The organism is Croceicoccus sp. (genome assembly GCF_983967925.1).
On sequence record NZ_CFETID010000010.1, the window covers coordinates 86,954 to 103,687 of the forward strand.

17 protein-coding genes are annotated in these 16,734 nt (G+C 64.3%); 6 read left to right on the plus strand and 11 right to left on the minus strand.

The window, feature by feature from the left end; all coding sequences use genetic code 11:
- Positions 1-18: 18 nt before the first annotated feature.
- Positions 19-873: a MipA/OmpV family protein gene (locus AC4FIJ_RS07810; protein WP_490336145.1), complete on the plus strand. Its 855-nt coding sequence runs from the start codon at positions 19-21 to the stop codon at positions 871-873.
- Positions 874-991: 118 nt separating this feature from the next.
- Complete coding sequence (locus AC4FIJ_RS07815; RefSeq protein ID WP_490336146.1) at positions 992-1,240, plus strand: hypothetical protein; 249 nt, start codon at positions 992-994, stop codon at positions 1,238-1,240.
- Between the two features lie 90 nt (positions 1,241-1,330).
- Here AC4FIJ_RS07815 and AC4FIJ_RS07820 read toward each other — a convergent pair whose 3' ends face one another.
- From AC4FIJ_RS07820 to AC4FIJ_RS07830, 3 genes are all read right to left on the minus strand, one after another.
- A complete protein-coding gene (locus AC4FIJ_RS07820; RefSeq protein ID WP_490336147.1) occupies positions 1,331-1,630 on the minus strand; it encodes a transcriptional regulator in 300 nt (99 codons plus the stop codon).
- Positions 1,630-2,187: a hypothetical protein gene (locus AC4FIJ_RS07825; protein ID WP_490336148.1), complete on the minus strand. Its 558-nt coding sequence runs from the start codon at positions 2,185-2,187 to the stop codon at positions 1,630-1,632. Before AC4FIJ_RS07825 ends, AC4FIJ_RS07820 begins: the two co-directional genes overlap by 1 nt.
- 266 nt (positions 2,188-2,453) lie before the next feature.
- Positions 2,454-3,638, minus strand: coding sequence for a phospholipase D-like domain-containing protein (locus tag AC4FIJ_RS07830; protein WP_490336149.1), 1,185 nt, complete (start codon positions 3,636-3,638; stop codon positions 2,454-2,456).
- Positions 3,639-3,786: 148 nt separating this feature from the next.
- Between AC4FIJ_RS07830 and rpoZ the strand changes: the two genes are divergently transcribed.
- The 3 genes from rpoZ to AC4FIJ_RS07845 all read left to right on the plus strand — a co-directional run bounded on the left by rpoZ (position 3,787) and on the right by AC4FIJ_RS07845 (position 5,838).
- A complete protein-coding gene (gene rpoZ, locus AC4FIJ_RS07835) occupies positions 3,787-4,131 on the plus strand; it encodes a DNA-directed RNA polymerase subunit omega (RefSeq protein ID WP_066846919.1) in 345 nt (114 codons plus the stop codon).
- A gap of 133 nt (positions 4,132-4,264) precedes the next feature.
- A complete protein-coding gene (locus tag AC4FIJ_RS07840; RefSeq protein WP_490336150.1) occupies positions 4,265-5,347 on the plus strand; it encodes a DUF3667 domain-containing protein in 1,083 nt (360 codons plus the stop codon).
- The gene (locus AC4FIJ_RS07845) at positions 5,341-5,838 is read left to right on the plus strand and encodes a GNAT family N-acetyltransferase (RefSeq protein WP_490336151.1); all 498 of its coding nucleotides are present in this window, start codon (positions 5,341-5,343) and stop codon (positions 5,836-5,838) included. Before AC4FIJ_RS07840 ends, AC4FIJ_RS07845 begins: the two co-directional genes overlap by 7 nt.
- 62 nt (positions 5,839-5,900) lie before the next feature.
- Here AC4FIJ_RS07845 and ftsH read toward each other — a convergent pair whose 3' ends face one another.
- The 6 genes from ftsH to AC4FIJ_RS07875 form a co-directional block, all read right to left on the minus strand.
- Positions 5,901-7,838: an ATP-dependent zinc metalloprotease FtsH gene (ftsH, locus tag AC4FIJ_RS07850; RefSeq protein ID WP_490336152.1), complete on the minus strand. Its 1,938-nt coding sequence runs from the start codon at positions 7,836-7,838 to the stop codon at positions 5,901-5,903.
- Between the two features lie 86 nt (positions 7,839-7,924).
- Positions 7,925-8,926 carry a tRNA lysidine(34) synthetase TilS gene (gene tilS, locus AC4FIJ_RS07855; RefSeq protein ID WP_490336167.1) on the minus strand — a complete coding sequence of 334 codons (1,002 nt, stop codon included), beginning with the start codon at positions 8,924-8,926 and terminating at the stop codon, positions 7,925-7,927.
- Entirely contained in the window at positions 8,922-9,914 is a 993-nt protein-coding gene (locus tag AC4FIJ_RS07860) for a tetratricopeptide repeat protein (RefSeq protein ID WP_490336153.1), read from the minus strand. Before AC4FIJ_RS07860 ends, tilS begins: the two co-directional genes overlap by 5 nt.
- 105 nt (positions 9,915-10,019) lie before the next feature.
- Entirely contained in the window at positions 10,020-10,829 is an 810-nt protein-coding gene (locus tag AC4FIJ_RS07865) for a helix-turn-helix domain-containing protein (protein ID WP_490336154.1), read from the minus strand.
- 202 nt (positions 10,830-11,031) lie between these two features.
- Positions 11,032-13,308, minus strand: a complete 2,277-nt coding sequence (ptsP, locus tag AC4FIJ_RS07870; protein WP_490336155.1) for a phosphoenolpyruvate--protein phosphotransferase — start codon at positions 13,306-13,308, stop codon at positions 11,032-11,034.
- 165 nt (positions 13,309-13,473) lie between these two features.
- Positions 13,474-13,629, minus strand: coding sequence for a YdcH family protein (locus AC4FIJ_RS07875; RefSeq protein WP_490336156.1), 156 nt, complete (start codon positions 13,627-13,629; stop codon positions 13,474-13,476).
- A 255-nt stretch (positions 13,630-13,884) separates the two neighbouring features.
- On the opposite strand from AC4FIJ_RS07875, the gene AC4FIJ_RS07880 reads away from it, so the two are divergent.
- On the plus strand, positions 13,885-14,079 hold the full coding sequence (locus tag AC4FIJ_RS07880) for a DUF465 domain-containing protein (protein ID WP_490336168.1): 195 nt from the start codon (positions 13,885-13,887) through the stop codon (positions 14,077-14,079).
- A 606-nt stretch (positions 14,080-14,685) separates the two neighbouring features.
- Here the strand turns inward: AC4FIJ_RS07880 and AC4FIJ_RS07885 are convergent.
- Both AC4FIJ_RS07885 and AC4FIJ_RS07890 read right to left on the minus strand, forming a co-directional pair.
- Positions 14,686-15,447: a sulfite exporter TauE/SafE family protein gene (locus AC4FIJ_RS07885; RefSeq protein WP_490336157.1), complete on the minus strand. Its 762-nt coding sequence runs from the start codon at positions 15,445-15,447 to the stop codon at positions 14,686-14,688.
- Between the two features lie 319 nt (positions 15,448-15,766).
- Positions 15,767-16,734: type II toxin-antitoxin system HipA family toxin (locus AC4FIJ_RS07890; protein WP_490336158.1), on the minus strand; the 968-nt coding region annotated here is incomplete at its 5' end.

Sequence of the window (16,734 nt, forward strand, 5' to 3'; positions counted from 1 at the left end):
ATCTGATAGGCTTGCCCGATGCATGATCTGACCCGATGGGCGCTCGCTGCCCTGCCGCTGCTTGCGGCGCTGACCACCCCCGCCGCCGCACAGGAAACGCTCGCCCCCGAAGTGCGCGGCCGCCCGGCGGAGGCACCCGACGAATGGGCCATCACCTTGCGCGGTGCGGCGCTGGTGACGCCCGCATGGCTGGGTTCGGACGACATCTCGCTGTCATTGTTGCCCGATATCCGCGTGCAATACGGGGACGAGATTTTCGCCTCCATCCCCGAAGGCCTGGGCTGGAATGCGATCAAGTCGAACGGCTGGACCGTCGGCCCGCTCGCCAAGATCCGCTTTGGCCGTGACGAGAGCGATGGCGGATCGCCCTTCCTGATCGCGGGCGGCAGCGATGATCTGCTGGGCATGGGCGACATCGATCCCTCGGCCGAAATCGGCGGCTTCGTGCAAAAGCGGTTCGGCGCGCGCGGCCAGTGGGAAGCCCGCGCCGAAGTGCTCAAGGGCTTTGGCGGGCACGACGGCGTGGTGGCCTATACCTCGCTCGACTACCGGCTGCGCACGGGCCGCACCATGATCGGCCTTGGCCCAAGGCTGAACATCGTGAGCGGCGATTTCATGGACACCTATTTCGGCATCGACCAGGGGCAATCGGCGCGCACCGGCCTAGCGCCCTATGACGCCGATGGCGGCATATTGTCCTATGGCCTCGGCGCCAGCCTGATCCACCCGCTCTCGCGCCGCAGCGCGCTCAGCGCCTTCGGCAGCGTCGACCACCTCGGCAGCGAACCCGCCAACTCCCCCCTCGTCGAAGAACGAGGCCAGCGTGTGCAGTTTTCGCTGGGCGTGGGCTATGGGTACCGGTTCAGCCTGTAGGTAAGGTCGTCGGATTCGTACGGGTTATAAAGAAAAGCAGAATGTCCGCTAACGACCGATTGCGGACGTTCGTCGTTTTTGTCTTTGTGACTGCCTGCCTCTTAACAATAAGGCTCCCATGACCGCAGTCTACGATTGGATTTTTCAGCTCTGGCCCGACGCGATGGTTATTTTGGTCGCTAAGTGGCATATGGCGGTAGGCGCCCTAATTTTTTTCGGTTCGCTGCTTTTTGCGGCCATGGAGTTCCGATCGACAACGAGTGTTCAGCGAAAGCAAAAGCGATTTTTAGTCATTGCTTCTCTCGCAGTTGTGAGTGCTATCGCGATGGTGAACGGCTACCTTATCTATCGTTGGAAAGTTGGATGACTATCGTCCGCTTCCCACCCCATTCCCGCCGCCCGGTCCCTCTAGCGACGGCCCAAACAGCAGACATCATCCCATCACCCACACCAGCCCTCAATCCCGCGCCTCGTTGATCAGGTCGCGCAGGCAATCGGTGTGGCCGCGAAAGGCGCGCTCGCCTGCCGTGGTGATGGCGGCGCGGGTGCGGGGGCGTTTGCCGACGAAATCCTTGGTGATCGCCGCATAGCCTGCCGCTTCCAGCGCGTTCAGATGGCTGCCGAGATTGCCGTCGGTCGCGCCCGTCAGCTTCTTCAGCCGCGCGAATTCCAGCGGTTCGAACTTTCGCGCGGCATGCAGCGCCGCCATGATCCGCAGGCGCAGCGGCTGGTGGATGATGTCGTCGAACCCTTCCATCACGCGTCCCTCAGCCACAACCCGCCCAGCATCAGCCCGCCGCCCCCGGCCAGTGCCGCGAACAGCGCGGTCCATTCCGGCGCCAGCAGGAATCCCGCCATCACCACCGCAGCGATCCCCGCGCCCACGATCGCCAGCCGCGGCATCAGATTATAGCCCATGATCACATAGACCAGCCCCATCACCAGCGAGGGAAACGCCAGCGCCGCCATGGGTTCGACCGGCGCGAACAACACCAGCGTGGCGATGATGAACAGGCCGACCGTCAGCGTCATCACCGCGATCGTGCCCGCCGAATGATCGCGGCTGGCAGAACGGCTCGACTGCCGCCAGCTCAGCCAGAATGCCAGCGCTATGCCGACCACCGTCAGCGCGCCCCAGATCGGCGCCCAGCGCTCAGGCCCGGTGAACTGGCACGCCGCATAGCCGCAGGCCCACACGGCGCCCCACAGGACCAGATGCGGGCTGGCGGCGGCATATAGCCCCGACCGGACGGTGCGGGTCTCGGTTGCCTCGACGTCCCGCAGGACGGAACTGGCCTCTTGCTGCGAAATCATGGCGTCATCTCCATCTACTCTGCCTCATAGAGTATACGAACAGAGAGCTCTGTCAAGCAGAGTTATTTGCGATGTCGAGTCAGCTCGCGCTGTCCTACACGGCGATCCGGCGCTAGGGACGCATTTCGCAAAGGCTCTTTCAGATTGTCGAGATTTTCCCCGCACCCACCGGTGTCACCTTTGGCCCCTCAGGCCGCGGAATTCCGGGAAAAACAGGGGCGGACAGGGTGTGTAGGACGTGTCACCTTTGTCACTTTTCGAACGGGTTACAGCCCCAGGTTCAGCCGCCGCGTTACCGTATAATCCATCACCGCGACCAGAAACCAGCTCAGCCGCCAACGCAGCCGGTTCCACAGCGTCGATCGCTCTTTGTGCAATTCGGGCGTGATCGCCTCGCTCGCGGGCAGGTGCTGGCTCACGAAGCCGCGCATGCGGTCCGCCAGCGCCGCATCCTCGATCCGCAGCATCAGTTCCAGGTTCAGATACAGGCTGCGCATGTCGAAATTGGCGCTGCCGACATAGACCGCATCGTCCAGCACGATCAGCTTGGTGTGCAGCTTGCACGCGCCGAATTCCCAGATCCGCGCATCGCGCTTCAGCAGATAGCGATACAGCGCCCGCGTCGCGCCGATAGTGGCATTATTGTCGGACTTGCCCGCCATCACCAGCCGCGTGTCGCCCTTTTCCGCGATCCGGGCGATCCGCCGCTGCAGCCGCTTGGGCGGCGAGAAATAGGCCATCATCATGTCCAGCCGGTCGCCCGCGATCAGATCCTCCGACACGCAGCGCGCCCAGCTCGACAGCCCCTTGGTCGGCCCGCCCACCAGCAGGCGCACCGGACCCTTGCCCGCATCCCACTGCCGCACGATCCGCCTGATCGCCGACCAGCGCGGCCTGCGCTGGCTGGTCCAGTCCAGCAGCCGATCGTACCAGCGCACCAGATCGGCCACCGCCTTGCCCTCGACCGTGACGGCCAGATCGTTCCACCCGTTCATCGCGGGCGGGCTGAAATAATCGTCCTCGATGTTGAAGCCGCCGATCATCGCCAGCCGCTCGTCCGCGACGACGATCTTCTGGTGGTTGCGGATCAGGTAACGCTGCGACCAATGCGCGCTGAAACGCGCCGTCTGCCCGCCGACGGCATTCAGCGGCTCGAGGAACTGTTCGCTGGCCGTGGCGCCGAACCCGTCAAGGATCAGCGTCACCCGCACCCCGCGCCGCGCCGCCGCGATCAGCGCATCGCGCACCTGATGCGACACCTCGTCCTCGGCGAAGATGTAAAAACACATGCGCAGCGTGCCCTGCGCTCCGTCGATCAGCGCGAGCAGCGCCTTCAGCCGATCCTTGCCCGCAGGATAGAAGCCCAGACAGTGGTCCTGCGCGGTCAGGTGAAACGGCGGCGGGTCGCGATAGGCCGGCGTCCCGGCGTTGATCGGCTCTACCTTGGTCATGGCGCGGTGATGGCCCGCCGAAAGGGAGAGGGCAAGGGGGCAGGGCAAGCGAAGCGCGGTGCAAGAGGCGGCATTTCTTGACTCGCGGGCGGCTTTTGCCTATTCGCCGCGCTTTCCGACAGGACCAACTTTTTAGCCGAGGTGCCCTATGGCGCGCGTTACCGTCGAAGATTGCGTCGACAAGATCCCGAACCGTTTCGATCTCGTTCTGCTGGCTGCCCAGCGGGCGCGCGAAATCTCGGCCGGCAGCGAGCTGACCGTCGACCGCGACCGCGACAAGAATCCGGTCGTCGCGCTGCGCGAAATCGCAGAGCAGACGGTGAAGCCCAAGGACCTCAAGGAAACTTTGGTACAGGGCATGCAGAAGGTCGCCGTGGACGACGATGACGAGGTCGATGAAGTCGGCTCGCTGTCGCGCTCGGCAGAGGCGCTGCGCCTCACCGCCGCCGCGCCCACGCGCAACACCTCGATCGGGTCCGACTACGACGGCTGATCCTGCGCGTATATTTGCGAATTCAGGGAAAGGGCTGCCATCGGGCGGCCCTTTTCATTTGCACTGCGGCAAACCCTTCACGAACCCTCGCCAGCGGGTATAGACTTGGACCGACGCAAGCGAGGGGGTCTTGGTGAGCGATATTTCCGACGGGATCGGCGGGATGGTCGAAGGCGGCGCCCATGGCCGCGCGGCAGAGCGCGAGGTCAATCCGGCGGGCCGGGGCGGCAGTGCGCCCCGCGCGAATACCGAAAAAGGCCATTTCCACGAAAGCGAGTGCCTCAATTGCGGCGCGCAGCTGGTTGGATCGCATTGCCACCACTGCGGGCAGGAAGCGCATCTGCACCGGACCGTCGGCGCGTTCCTGCACGATCTGATGCACGGGGTGCTGCACCTTGACGGCAAGATCTGGCGGACACTGCCGATGCTGGTGCTGAAACCCGGGCATCTCACTCGCGAATATATCGACGGCAAGCGCCGCAGCCACGTGTCGCCGATGGCGCTGTTCCTGTTCTCGGTCTTCGCGATGTTCGCGGTGTTCTCGATGCTGGGCCTCTCCGCCCCGACCGACCTGCGCGGCGAGCTGGTGGAGGGCGACATCCCCGTGGTCATCGGCGAGACCGAGGACGAGCTTGCCGCCGAAGAGCGCCGCCTTGCCGAAATGGAACCGGGAAGCGCGGAATATGCCGTCCTCGAACGCAGGGTCGAGAATCTGAAGGCCGCCCGCAATGTTTTGCGCAACATGAACGGCGAAGAAGCCCCTGCTTTCGAAATGGGCCGGACCGGCGTCGCCAAGCTCGACAAGGGCGTGCAGAAGTGGCGCGAGAACCCCTCGCTCATGGTCTACAAGCTGCAGTCGAGCGGGTACAAGTTCTCGTGGCTGCTGATCCCGCTGTCGCTGCCCTTCATGTGGCTGATGTTCTTCTGGAAACCGCAGTTCAGCATGTACGACCATTCGGTGTTCGTGACCTATTCGATCGCGTTCATGTCGCTGCTGTTCCTCACCGCAAGCGTGCTCGCGGTGCTGGGCGCGCCGGAATGGGTGATCACCACGCTCTGCACGGCGGTGCCGGTGATCCATATCTACAAGCAGTTGCGCTATGGCTATCACCTCAGCCGCGCGGGTGCGCTGGTGCGGACGTCGGGCGTGCTGGTGTTCGTCTCGCTGGTGCTGATGCTGTTCCTCGCGATCCTGCTGATGCTGGGCATATGGTGAGCGCCGCACCCTTCGCGGTGCGCCCGGTGGCGCTGGACGATCCGCAGTTCCTCGACCTGCTTACGCTGCATCTGGCAGGGATGCGTCAACATTCGCCCGCCGAATCGGTTCATGCGCTCGACCTCACCGGACTATCGGGACCGGCGCTGACCTTGCTGGGCGCATGGTCGCCGGACGGGCGGCTGGCAGCGATCGGCGCAATGAAGCGACTGGGCGAGAAACGACCGGGCGGGGGGCAGGCCGAAGTCAAGTCAATGCGCACCCACCCCGATTTCCTGCGAAAAGGCGCGGCTGCGGCGCTGCTAGAAGCCATCATCGCGCTTGCACGGGAGGAAGGCCTGCGCCGCCTCAGCCTCGAAACCGGGAGCGGAGAGGCGTTCGAACCGGCGCTTTCGCTCTATCGTAAGCGGGGTTTTACAAGCGGCGGGGCTTTCGCCGATTACACCGCGACCGACTTCAACCAGTTCCTGCACCTCGACCTGCACTCGTAAAATACGAAAAAGGGCGGGAAGCCGAAGCCGCCCGCCCTCGATCTTGTCGCTGACCCTAACCGTCAGGCCGGATGCGGTCCTTCGCCCGAGAAGCGCTTGCCGGCCTTGGGAACGCCAAAGCCGCTTGCCGGAACCGGCCGCGCAGGACCGCTCGGCGCATCGGGACGGTCGATCCGGCCATTTTCCAGCAGTTGGTCGATCTCGTCGCCGGTCAGCGTTTCATATTCCAGCATGGCCTGCGCCAGCAGGTGCAGCTTGTCTTCCTGATCGTTGAGCACATCGGTCGCGCGCCTGTGCGCATCCTCGACCAGCTGCTTGATCTCGGCGTCGATCAGCTTGTTGGTCTCCGCGCCCGCGAAGGTGCGCGTAGTCTGGCCCATGCCAAGATAGCCTTCCTGGCTCTGCTCGTACTGCAGCGGGCCCAGCTTGTCCGACATGCCCCACTTGGTGACCATGTTCCGGGCCAGATCGGTCGCGTACTGGATGTCGGAAGACGCACCCGACGACACCTTGTCGTGCCCGAAGATGATCTCCTCCGCCACGCGTCCGCCCATCGCGACCGCAAGGTTCGCATGCATCTTGTCACGGTGATAGGAGTAGCTGTCCCGCTCCGGCAGGCGCATCACCATGCCCAGCGCGCGGCCGCGCGGGATGATCGTCGCCTTGTGGATCGGGTCCGAAGCCGGCTCGTTCAGCGAGACGAGCGCATGGCCCGCCTCGTGATAGGCGGTCATCTTCTTCTCGTCGTCGGTCATGACCATCGAGCGGCGCTCGCTGCCCATCATGACCTTGTCCTTGGCGTCCTCGAACTCCTGCATCGCGACAAGCCGCTTGTTGCGGCGGGCGGCCAGCAGGGCAGCCTCGTTCACCAGATTGGCGAGGTCGGCACCCGAAAAACCGGGCGTGCCGCGCGCGATCATGCGCGAATTGACGTCGGGAGCCAGAGGCACCTTCTTCATGTGCACGGCCAGGATCTTTTCGCGCCCGTCGATGTCGGGCACGGGCACCACGACCTGACGGTCGAAACGGCCCGGACGCAGCAGCGCGGGGTCGAGCACGTCGGGGCGGTTGGTCGCCGCGATGATGATGATGCCCTCGTTGGCCTCGAAACCGTCCATCTCGACCAGCAGCTGGTTCAGCGTCTGCTCGCGCTCGTCGTTCGAATTGCCGAGGCCATGGCCGCGCGAACGGCCCACCGCGTCGATTTCGTCGATGAACAGGATGCAGGGCGCGTTCTTCTTCGCCTGCTCGAACATGTCGCGCACGCGGCTTGCACCGACGCCGACGAACATCTCGACGAAGTCGGAACCAGAAATGGTGAAGAACGGCACGCCTGCCTCACCCGCGATGGCGCGGGCGAGCAGCGTCTTGCCGGTACCGGGCGAGCCGACCAGCAGCGCACCCTTGGGAATCTGGCCGCCCAGCTTGGAAAAGCGCGACGGGTCCTTCAGGAATTCGACGATTTCCTCCAGCTCCTCACGCGCCTCGTCGATGCCGGCCACATCGTCAAAGGTGACGCGGCCCTGGCGTTCGGTCAGCAGCTTGGCCTTGGACTTGCCGAAACCCATCGCGCCGCCGGCGCCCCCGCCCTTCTGCACCTGACGCAGCGCGAAGAACGCAATGCCGAGGATCAGCAGGAACGGCAGCGAGTTGAACAGGATGATCAGCAGCAGGCTCTGCTGCTCCGGCTCCGCGCCGGTATACTCGACGCCGTTCGCCTCAAGCAGTTCGGGCAGGCTGGCATCGCCCGGTACCGGAACGGTCGAGAACGGCTGGTCGTTGTTCAGCGTGCCGGTAATGCGGTCGGGTGCGATCTGCACTTCGCGCACGCTTCCGGCAGCAACCTGCTCGCGGAAATCGGAGTAGCGGATCTGCGTACCCTGTGTCGCGCCACGTTCTCCGAACATCGATACGACAAGCAGGAGTGCGAGAAAGATCCCGCCCCAGATCATCAGGCTCTTGAGCCATGGATTGCCGCCTGGCTGTTCGTCTTTGTTCATCGTGTTTGCCGGATATCCTTTCAGCCAACCAAGATAGGCGACAGATGGTGAATGGCAAGCAAACGAAGCCTGCCGAAAGCCACGATTCAGCCCGTTTTTCGCGGGGGTTCGGGGGTAAACAGCCATTCCGGGCCGCCGTGCCCCTGTTTCGCCGCGCATCGCAGGCCCGCCAGAGTCGCCGTTCCGCCCGATTCGAGCGTGGTCAAAAGCCGCTCGATCTCGGCCCCGCGCGGGCCGGTCTGCGCCCGGCCAAGCTCTCCGATCAGCCTCTCGATCACGCGAAAGCGCAGGCCGCGCACACCGGTCTCTCGGGAGGAGGGGGCATAGATCGCCGCCTCGTCGCCGGGCAGAAAGGTGACGCTGTCCCGCAGTTCCTCATCGACCATGGCTTCCAGCGCATCGAACGCATCGCGCAGATGGCGCGCGCTGCGGGCAAGCCCTTCGGCATCGAGCCATTCGGCTTTCGCCATCGCGGCACGGAACCGTGCGCGGTCGTATTTCGGATCCTCGTTCGACGGATCGCACGCAGGTTCCAGCCCCGCCGCCGCGCAAAGCGCCGCCAGTTCGCCGCGGTGCCAGCCCAGCAGCGGGCGTATCAGCATGATGTCCGCCGCCATCGGCATGGCCCGCCGCGTCCGCATCGCGGCAAGCCCTTTCAGCCCCGATCCGCGGTTGAGGCGCATCAGCAGCGTCTCGGCCTGATCCTCGATGTGATGCGCGGTGGCGACGACCGGCAGGCCCCGCTCCCGCGCCCAGCCGCCCAGCGCCAGATAGCGTTCGTGCCGCGCCCGGGACTGCATATTGCCGCCCTTGGGCAGGGTGACGGGCAGGATCGCATGCGGCACACCCAGCTCGCGGCAGACCCGCGCCACCATCGCGGCCTCGTCGGCGCTTTCGGGGCGCAGGCGGTGATCGACGGTCGCGGCCTCGACCCGCTGCGGAAAGGCACGCGCCGCCAGCACCAGCATGCCCAGCGAATCCGGCCCGCCCGATACGGCAAGCCCGATCCGCTCATCCGCGCCCGCCAGCGCCGCGCAATCGGCGGCAAAGCGAGACGCGGCCTCGTTCAGATCGGTCGGCGTATCAATCGCAGCCCGCCTCGCGCCCGGTCTGCAGGTTCAGCGAGGACAGCCGTCCATTCGCCTCGGCCGGATAGACGCGGCGGAATTCGGCCAGGGCCTCGCAGCTTTTCGACTTGTTGCCCAGCGCCAGCGTCGCGCGCGAGAGATAGAGCAGGCTGTCGGGCGCCCGCTCGCCGCTGCGGTCGGCGAGATAGTTCTGCAGGAACGCCTCGCCCGCCCGGCTGGCCTGCCCCTCGTCCAGCCACGAACGGCCGATCAGATTGCGCGCCCAGCTTGCACGGCGATGATTGGGATAGACGTTGACGACCTTCTGCAACTGCTCGCGCGCGGCGGGGTACTGCTTCGCTTCCCACAGGCGATAGCCATAGACATAGGTGTCGTCGGCATCGTCGCCGGTCGAGGGCTTCTCGACCGCGGCCACGGCGGTCGCGCCGGTCGCGGCGCCGCCAGTCATCGCGGCCATGTTGTTGCCCGTGGCATTGGGACTGGCGTTGGAATTGGCCGTCGGTGCCGGCGTGGAAGGCGTAGCGTTGCCGTTCGCCGCGTCCCCGTCGAAAGGCACCAGCGCGTCGCTGGGCGGCATGCTGCCCGCTTCCAGCGTCTCGACCCGCTCGGTCAACAGGCGCATCGCATTGGAATTGGTCTCGACCTGCGCGGTCAGGCTCTGCAGCGCCGATTCCACCGCATCCATGCGGGCCAGCAGATCGGTGACGGGCCCGGCGGTGTTGCTGGGGCCGACCGGCTGCGTCTGCGGCGCGACGATCTCAGGCTCGAAATAGGGGCCCGCGCCGCCGGGGAAGACCTTGCGTTGCAGGGCCTTTACCTCCTGCTCCAGCTTGCGGATGCGCACATCGTCCTGCGCGAAGGCGGGCGACGAAACGCTAAGCGTCACGGGCATGGCGACGACCAGCGCGCCGCCCAGCATCAACGCATGGCGGCGCAGCGTGCGCAGGGGGCTGGATTTGAAACGAAGGGAACGCAGGGGGGCGGTCATGAAAGGCAACCTCACGGGATTCTGAATGCGAAAGAACTATGATGTCGGCTGGCGGCAAAACGGTGGATGAATGGGGCAATCGCACCGCAGGTCATCGCGCCGGTCCTACTCGCCCTGCGGCAGGCCCGGTCCGGGCGCGCGCCCGCGCAGCGCCGCGGCGTCGACGGGCACGTCGCGAATCACGGTCTGCTCGGCCGCCAGCGGGGGCACCGCGCGCCCGCCGACCGTGATCGACAGCGCGTCGGGGCGGCCGGTCCAGATCTGCGGACCTTCGGCGTCGGCGGGTATGGTGAAGCTTTCGTTCAGCGCCATCTGCTTCTGGAACAGCTGCGATCCGCTCTGGTCGTAGAACTTGACCCAGATACCGTCGACCGTGGCGGTGAACACCACCTCGTCCGATGTCGCCGCGTCCTCGGGCGCCGCTTCGGCCTGCACGGGGGCCGCTGCGGCGACCTGCGGCTGCTCGCCTTCCAGCGGCGGCATTTCCGCGGCGGGCACGAAAAAGCCCTTCCACACCACCAGTACGACAACGACCAGCGCGACCACCGCGGCCAGCACCACCCACGTCAGCCTGCCCGACGGATTGCGTTCGGGATCGCCCGGTTCCAGATGGTCGAGATGGCGTTCGGGGCGGACCTTTTCGGCCATCCCCATCTCGTCCCGCAGGCGCTGGACCATGGCACTGCTGTCCAGCCCCAGCGCATTGGCATAGCTGCGCACGAAGCCGATGATATAGGTCCGGCTGGGCATCGCCGAAAAATCGCCTTCGTCGATGGCGATCAGATGGCGTTCCGAGATCTTGGTGCGATCGGACAGATCGGCACGGCTCATCCCCTGCCGCTCACGCTCTTGCCGCAGCGTGTCGGACACCGTCGTGCCGGTGGGAGCCGTATCGTCGATCTCGTTCTCGTCCACGCGTCCCTAACCTCTCGCCAGCCCAATGATATTCGCGTCCAACATGCAGCCTGCAATGGCCGGACATGAACGGCTGCACGAGTATCGATAGGCGATTGCACGGGCGATTGCACCCCGCCCCCCTCGATCTTTCCCAGCAGAAATGCATTCTGCCGCAAAAATTTGCTGACTGCTCAGTGCGTCGCGCGATGGCGGGCGCGGATCACTCCCATTCGATCTCGCGCTCGTCGGCCCATTCGGTCAGGGCGCCGCGCAGATCGCTGACCGGTTCGTTCAGCCATTGCTCCATCTGCTCGGCCAGTTCGCGCGTGTCGATCTTGCGGAACATCGCCTTGTGCGGGCCGACCGAAGCGGGGGTGATCGACAGGCGGCGGATGCCGATGCCGGTCAGCGCCAGCGCCTCCAGCGGGCGTCCGCCCATCTCGCCGCAGACGGTGATGTCGATCTGCTGCCCCGCCAGCGTGCGCACGACGCGGCGGATGAAACGCAGGATCGACGGGTTCAGCCAGTCATAGCGTTCGGCCAGCTTGGGGTTCGACCGGTCGGCGGCGAACAGGAACTGGGTCAGGTCGTTGGTGCCGATGGACACGAAGGACAGCTTGGGCGCCAGCACGTCGAGCATTTCGGCCAGCGCGGGCACTTCCAGCATCACGCCATAGCGGATCTGTTCGGGCAGCACCTTGCGGCGGCTGCGCAAAAACGCCAGCTGCGCGTCGAACACGGCCTTGGCGGCATCGAACTCCCACGGTTCGGACACCATCGGGAACATCACGTTAAGCGTGCGGCCCGCCGAAGCCTCCAGCAGGGCGCGCGCCTGCGCCTTCATCAGCCCCTCGCGCTCAAGCGCAAGGCGCAGCGCGCGCCAACCCATCGCGGGGTTCTCGTCGCCGCCGTTCTCCTCGTCACCGCGCAGATAGGGCAGCGACTTGTCGCCGCCGACATCCACGGTGCGGAACACCACCGGCTTGTCGCCCGCGGTGTCCAGCACGTCGCGGTACAGCCGCGTCTGCCGGTCGCGCTGGGGCAGGGCGGCGGATACAAGGAACTGGAACTCGGTCCGGAACAGGCCAATGCCGTCCGCGCCGGTCAGGTTCAGCATGGGCACGTCGTCGCGCAGCCCGGCATTGATCATCAGCGTGATGCGCTCGCCGTCCTTGGTGAACGGCTCCACATCGCGCAGCGCGGCATAGCGGGCCTGCCGCTCGCGGCTGCGGGCAGAGCGCGCCTCGAACGCCTCGACCACCGACTGGGTGGGGCGGATATTGGCGATGCCCTGCGCGCCGTCGACTAGGATCAGATCCCCCTCGCGGATCATGCCGCGCAGGCCCCGGATGCGGCCCAGCACCGGCACGCCCATCGCGCGCGCCACGATGACGACATGGCTGGTGAGCGAGCCCTCTTCCAGGATCACGCCCTTCAGCCGCCGCCGGTCGTACTCCAGCAGTTCCGCCGGGCCCAGGTTGCGCGCGATCAGGATCGTATCGTCGCGCAGCCCCAGCCGCGCGGCGGTCGACACCTGCCCCGACACGATGCGCAGCAGGCGGTTGGCCAGATCCTCAAGATCGTGCATCCGGTCGGCCAGCAGCGGATCGTCGATCTGCCGCATGCGCATGCGGGTGCGCTGCTGCACGCGTTCGATCGCGGCCTCGGCGGTCAGGCCGGAATCGATCGCCTCGTTGATGCGGCGGGTCCAGCCCTCGTCATAGGCGAACATCTTGTAGGTCTCGAGCACCTCGTCATGCTCGCCCCCCACGCCGAATTCGGCCTGGTTCGACATGGTCTCGATCTGCTCGCGCATCTTGTCGAAGGCGGACAGGACGCGCGCACGCTCGGCCTCGGTATCCTCGGCCATGACATGTTCGATGGTGATGCGCGGCTGGTGGAACACCGCGTGCCCCGTCGCCAGACCCTTGACCAGCGAGAGGCCCGACAGCTGGCGCGGATCGGTCAGCATCGGGCTGGCCGCCACCGCATCGGCATCGTCGATCAGCCCGGCATTGGCGATCAGTTCCGACAGCACCATGGCCACGGTCTGCAGCGCTTCAATCTCGACCTCTTCATAGCGGCGCGGCTCGACATGCTGGACCGCCAGCACGCCCACCGCGCGCTCCATCCGCACGATCGGCACGCCCGCGAAGGAGTGGAACTTGTCCTCCCCCGTTTCAGGCCGATAGGAAAAGTCTGGATGCGCCGCCGCCTCGGCCAGGTTCAGCGTCTCGACATGCTCGGCCAGCGATCCGACAAGGCCTTCGCCGATGGCCAGCCGGGTGACGTGCACCGCGTCCTGGTTCAGCCCGCGCGTCGCGAACAGTTCCAGCATGCCCTCGCGCAGCAGATAGATCGAACACACCTCGCTATCGAGGCTTTCGCCGATCAGATCGACCACCTGGTTCAGCTTCGATTGCGCATTATTGCGCGAGGCCATCACCTCGTGAAGGTTGGTAAGGATCTGTCGCGCGGCTGAAACGGGTGATGGCATGGCATTCGGTTATAGCAAAGCCGCCGAACCGCCAAACCGGAAATGCACCGTTTTGCCTGCTGTTGTCCGCATGGTCCGGATGCAATCCGCCCCCGGAATCCTGCGCGGGACGCCGGGGGCTGTGAAACCTGCCTTTGCGGGCAGGCTGGATCGGGAAAATCCGCGCTAGTTCAGCGCGATCTCTTCCTTGATCCTCAGCTTTTGCCGCTTGAGAGCCTGTATCTTCGCATCATCGGGCGCGGGGCGCGTCATCTCTTCGTGGATCTGGCGTTCGAGGCCGGCGTGCTTGGTGTTGAGCGCGCTGATGTGCGTGGATTCCATGAAGTCAGTCTCCTGCGTTCGCGTGTTTCGGATCTGGCGGTCGATTCCCTCGTCAAGAAGGATCCCTCATGATCGAAGCCAACTTAAGCGGCCGGGGCGACTCGTGGCGGTCGCGTTACCGACAGTCCCTAGACAATCACAAAACTGTCATCTTGCGAAGGGCAATCCGGAGTGACCGCGACGAAAAGCCGCCCGATTTGCGACAGGCCGCAACAGCCGTTGCCTGCGCGCGGCGAACGGGGCATGAGCATGGCCATGACCGAAGACGAGATGCGCAAGCGGCTGGAAATTCTGCGCGTGGAACACCGCGACCTCGACGCCGCGATCGCCGCGCTGGCGGAAAACCCGTCGGACCAATTGCGCGTCGCCCGCCTGAAAAAGCGCAAGCTGTTGCTCAAGGACCAGATCCTGCAGCTTGAGGACGCGCTGATCCCGGATATCATTGCCTAGGGCGGCAAGGTGGTATGAGTCCGCAAAGCGCCATGCTTTATCGTAAGCGGTCATTCCGGTTACGACCGATTTCGGACGTTGTGGATTCGCGTTGACAACTTTAGTTTGAACGCATGCATCTCTTGCTTGCCATTGTTCTAACCGCCTTGGGCCCAATAGGTCTTAAGGCATTGTTCTGGTTGAACGCCACGCTTTGCCTGAGTTTGATGAACCGTCAGATCGGACAGAGTTTCTGGAGGTTCACACCCCTTGAGATGACATTATCTCTCGCGATGAGCGCTTCATTTGTTTTTGCAGTCTATTTTCAGCAACCAAAATATATATTTTTGCCTTTGACCTTTATTGTGTCTGCATTGAGTTGGTTATTCCTATTGACGGCCCGAACGTGGCGAGAATCGAAATCACTATTGGAATAGAGTAAGGGCAAACGTCAGCTTCCCGCCCCTTTCCTGCCTTCCAAGCCAACCGATCACTCCGCCAATAACGGACGTGCCATCCTTGCACTCGTCATTCCCGCGAAGGAGGGAATCCATAGAGCAAAAGCGCAACACCGCTCTGGCACCCAGCCTGCGCGAGAATGGCGAAGCCGTCGGCAAACCGGCCCCATCAGCCCCGCAGCGCCGTCGCGATCCCCACGATGCTCGTGATCGTCAGCACCACACCGACGAAGATCAGCAGCGGCTTGATCGGAATGCGCTTGGCCGCATAGGCGCCGATGGGCGCCGCACACACGCCGCCGATGATCAGCCCCAGTGTCGCGCCCGCCAGATCCGCGAAACCGATCTGCGAAATGAAAGTGATCGAGATGGCGATCGTCAGGAAAAACTCCGCCGCACTGACCGTGCCGATCACCCGGCGCGGCTCCACGCCCTGCACCAGCAGGTTCGAGGTGACGACCGGTCCCCATCCGCCGCCGCCCGCCGCATCCAGAAAGCCGCCGATGGCCCCCAGTGGCGCCACGTGGCGAGCGGGTTTCGCTTCGGGCGGATACAGCACGCCGCGCGCGATCAGCCACACGCCGATGATCGTCAGATAGGCCAGCACGATGGGCTTCACGATGGCGGCGTCGATATTGCTCAGCAGATAGGCCCCCGCGATCCCGCCCAGCACGCCAGCGCCCGCAAGGCGGAAAAACAGCGATTTGTCGATATTGCGATGCGCCAGATGGCTGATGCCGCTTGCCCCGGTGGTAAAGCATTCGACCAGATGCACCTTGGCCGACGCCAGCGCGGGCGGCATGCCCAGCAGGCCAACCAGCAGCGAGTTGCAGATCACGCCGAACGCCATGCCCAGCGCGCCATCGACCAGCTGAGCAAGAAATCCGACGATGATGAAGGGAACGAGGTCGGCCAGGAATTCGGTGGCCATGCAAGGTCATCCCGGTAGTGGAACCGGGACCAAGGCTTATCGCACGCCGCCGTTTTCGCGAAACAGTTTTAAGCGCGGGGGTGATAGGCAAATTATCTTGCCGGAATCGCGCAATGCACTTTGCGTATGCCCAGCGCCTCAGTCGCGGCGGCGATAGCGGAAATACCAGACCTTAGTGGCTATACTATCATAACACACTGATATATAATCACTAACTAGCATTTTTTGATCCCCATTTTCTCGGCTAGCAATCACCGGGTAATCACCGTGCCGAATTTGGTAAGCGCGCGCCCCCATGAACGGATTTCTGCGTTTGTGATCATGACGCAGGTGCTGCCAATCGGAAGCAGGTGGCGAAACGCTTGCGATCAGCCGCGCTTATCCCTGCTTCTGTGAATAGGTGTTCCCACCGTGTCGCTACGATCCTACTCATGTCTTCGGCGATTGCTGTCGCGTCCTCATGGCCGAGGTCGAAGACCGCGGCACCGGCGAGAGCATTCTCGATCGTTGCATTGCGGCCTTCCGGCCCCACACCGAGGACGAGCCGTCGCTCCAGTCCCAGCTGCGGCTTTGGCACTACATCGTAAAGCGGCGATAGCCGCCAACCCTCACCATCGAACAGGAAGCCATGATTACGCAGGTGATCATCATCATTCGTGACGAGGATATTGAGCAGCATACGACGAAATAGCTCGTGCAGATCCTGACGTACTTCGGTTCCGAATTGCCGGATCGCTCCTGCGAGATCGGCATAGCTGAAGCTGCTGACCTCGCTCTCATGCGCCCCGAGCATTGTGAGCCCCGAAGCGAAGGGCCTACGCTCCAGCCAGTTCCCGTGAGGAATCCGGTCGAACCGTTCGATCAGATAGATGTCGCGATCAAGGACGCAGCGGAAGTCGAGTGGCGGAACGTCGAGACCACATTCGCCGGCAAGCCGCATTGTCGCTAGTTCGACCCTGCATTCGGGAAAGCTATCCCCCCGCTTCTGGAATTTCGCGATCCAGGGCTGCTCGCCGATTTTTGTAGCTGCCTTCGGCCGGGCGCCGCCCAGAGATGACCCGGCGGCCAGCAACGCCCTCAAGTTCTCGTCGAGTTCGTCGACATGCTGCGCTCGTTCGGCGGCTTCTGCTAGCTCTGCGAGCGTGAACTCTTCGCCCGGAGCAGGGCCGTCCCCCCATGGCGTAATTCTCTCAGGCTGGGCGGACGTCGGCCCAAAGGCGAGCGCACCCACGCGATGTTCGCCCGAGGCCAGAATGAGATCGATTTCGCTCGGCAAGCGATCGCCCA

Bases quoted from the DNA above. Each gene is read 5' to 3' on its own strand.
- AC4FIJ_RS07810 (WP_490336145.1), top strand. From the start codon at position 19: ATGCATGATCTGACCCGATGGGCGCTCGCTGCCCTGCCGCTGCTTGCG.
- AC4FIJ_RS07830 (WP_490336149.1), bottom strand. From the start codon at position 3,638: ATGACCAAGGTAGAGCCGATCAACGCCGGGACGCCGGCCTATCGCGAC.
- AC4FIJ_RS07825 (WP_490336148.1), bottom strand. From the start codon at position 2,187: ATGATTTCGCAGCAAGAGGCCAGTTCCGTCCTGCGGGACGTCGAGGCA.
- AC4FIJ_RS07875 (WP_490336156.1), bottom strand. From the start codon at position 13,629: ATGGAATCCACGCACATCAGCGCGCTCAACACCAAGCACGCCGGCCTC.
- AC4FIJ_RS07885 (WP_490336157.1), bottom strand. From the start codon at position 15,447: ATGGCCACCGAATTCCTGGCCGACCTCGTTCCCTTCATCATCGTCGGA.
- AC4FIJ_RS07845 (WP_490336151.1), top strand. From the start codon at position 5,341: ATGGTGAGCGCCGCACCCTTCGCGGTGCGCCCGGTGGCGCTGGACGAT.
- AC4FIJ_RS07815 (WP_490336146.1), top strand. From the start codon at position 992: ATGACCGCAGTCTACGATTGGATTTTTCAGCTCTGGCCCGACGCGATG.
- rpoZ (WP_066846919.1), top strand. From the start codon at position 3,787: ATGGCGCGCGTTACCGTCGAAGATTGCGTCGACAAGATCCCGAACCGT.
- AC4FIJ_RS07820 (WP_490336147.1), bottom strand. From the start codon at position 1,630: ATGGAAGGGTTCGACGACATCATCCACCAGCCGCTGCGCCTGCGGATC.
- ftsH (WP_490336152.1), bottom strand. From the start codon at position 7,838: ATGAACAAAGACGAACAGCCAGGCGGCAATCCATGGCTCAAGAGCCTG.
- AC4FIJ_RS07880 (WP_490336168.1), top strand. From the start codon at position 13,885: ATGACCGAAGACGAGATGCGCAAGCGGCTGGAAATTCTGCGCGTGGAA.
- ptsP (WP_490336155.1), bottom strand. From the start codon at position 13,308: ATGCCATCACCCGTTTCAGCCGCGCGACAGATCCTTACCAACCTTCAC.
- AC4FIJ_RS07860 (WP_490336153.1), bottom strand. From the start codon at position 9,914: ATGACCGCCCCCCTGCGTTCCCTTCGTTTCAAATCCAGCCCCCTGCGC.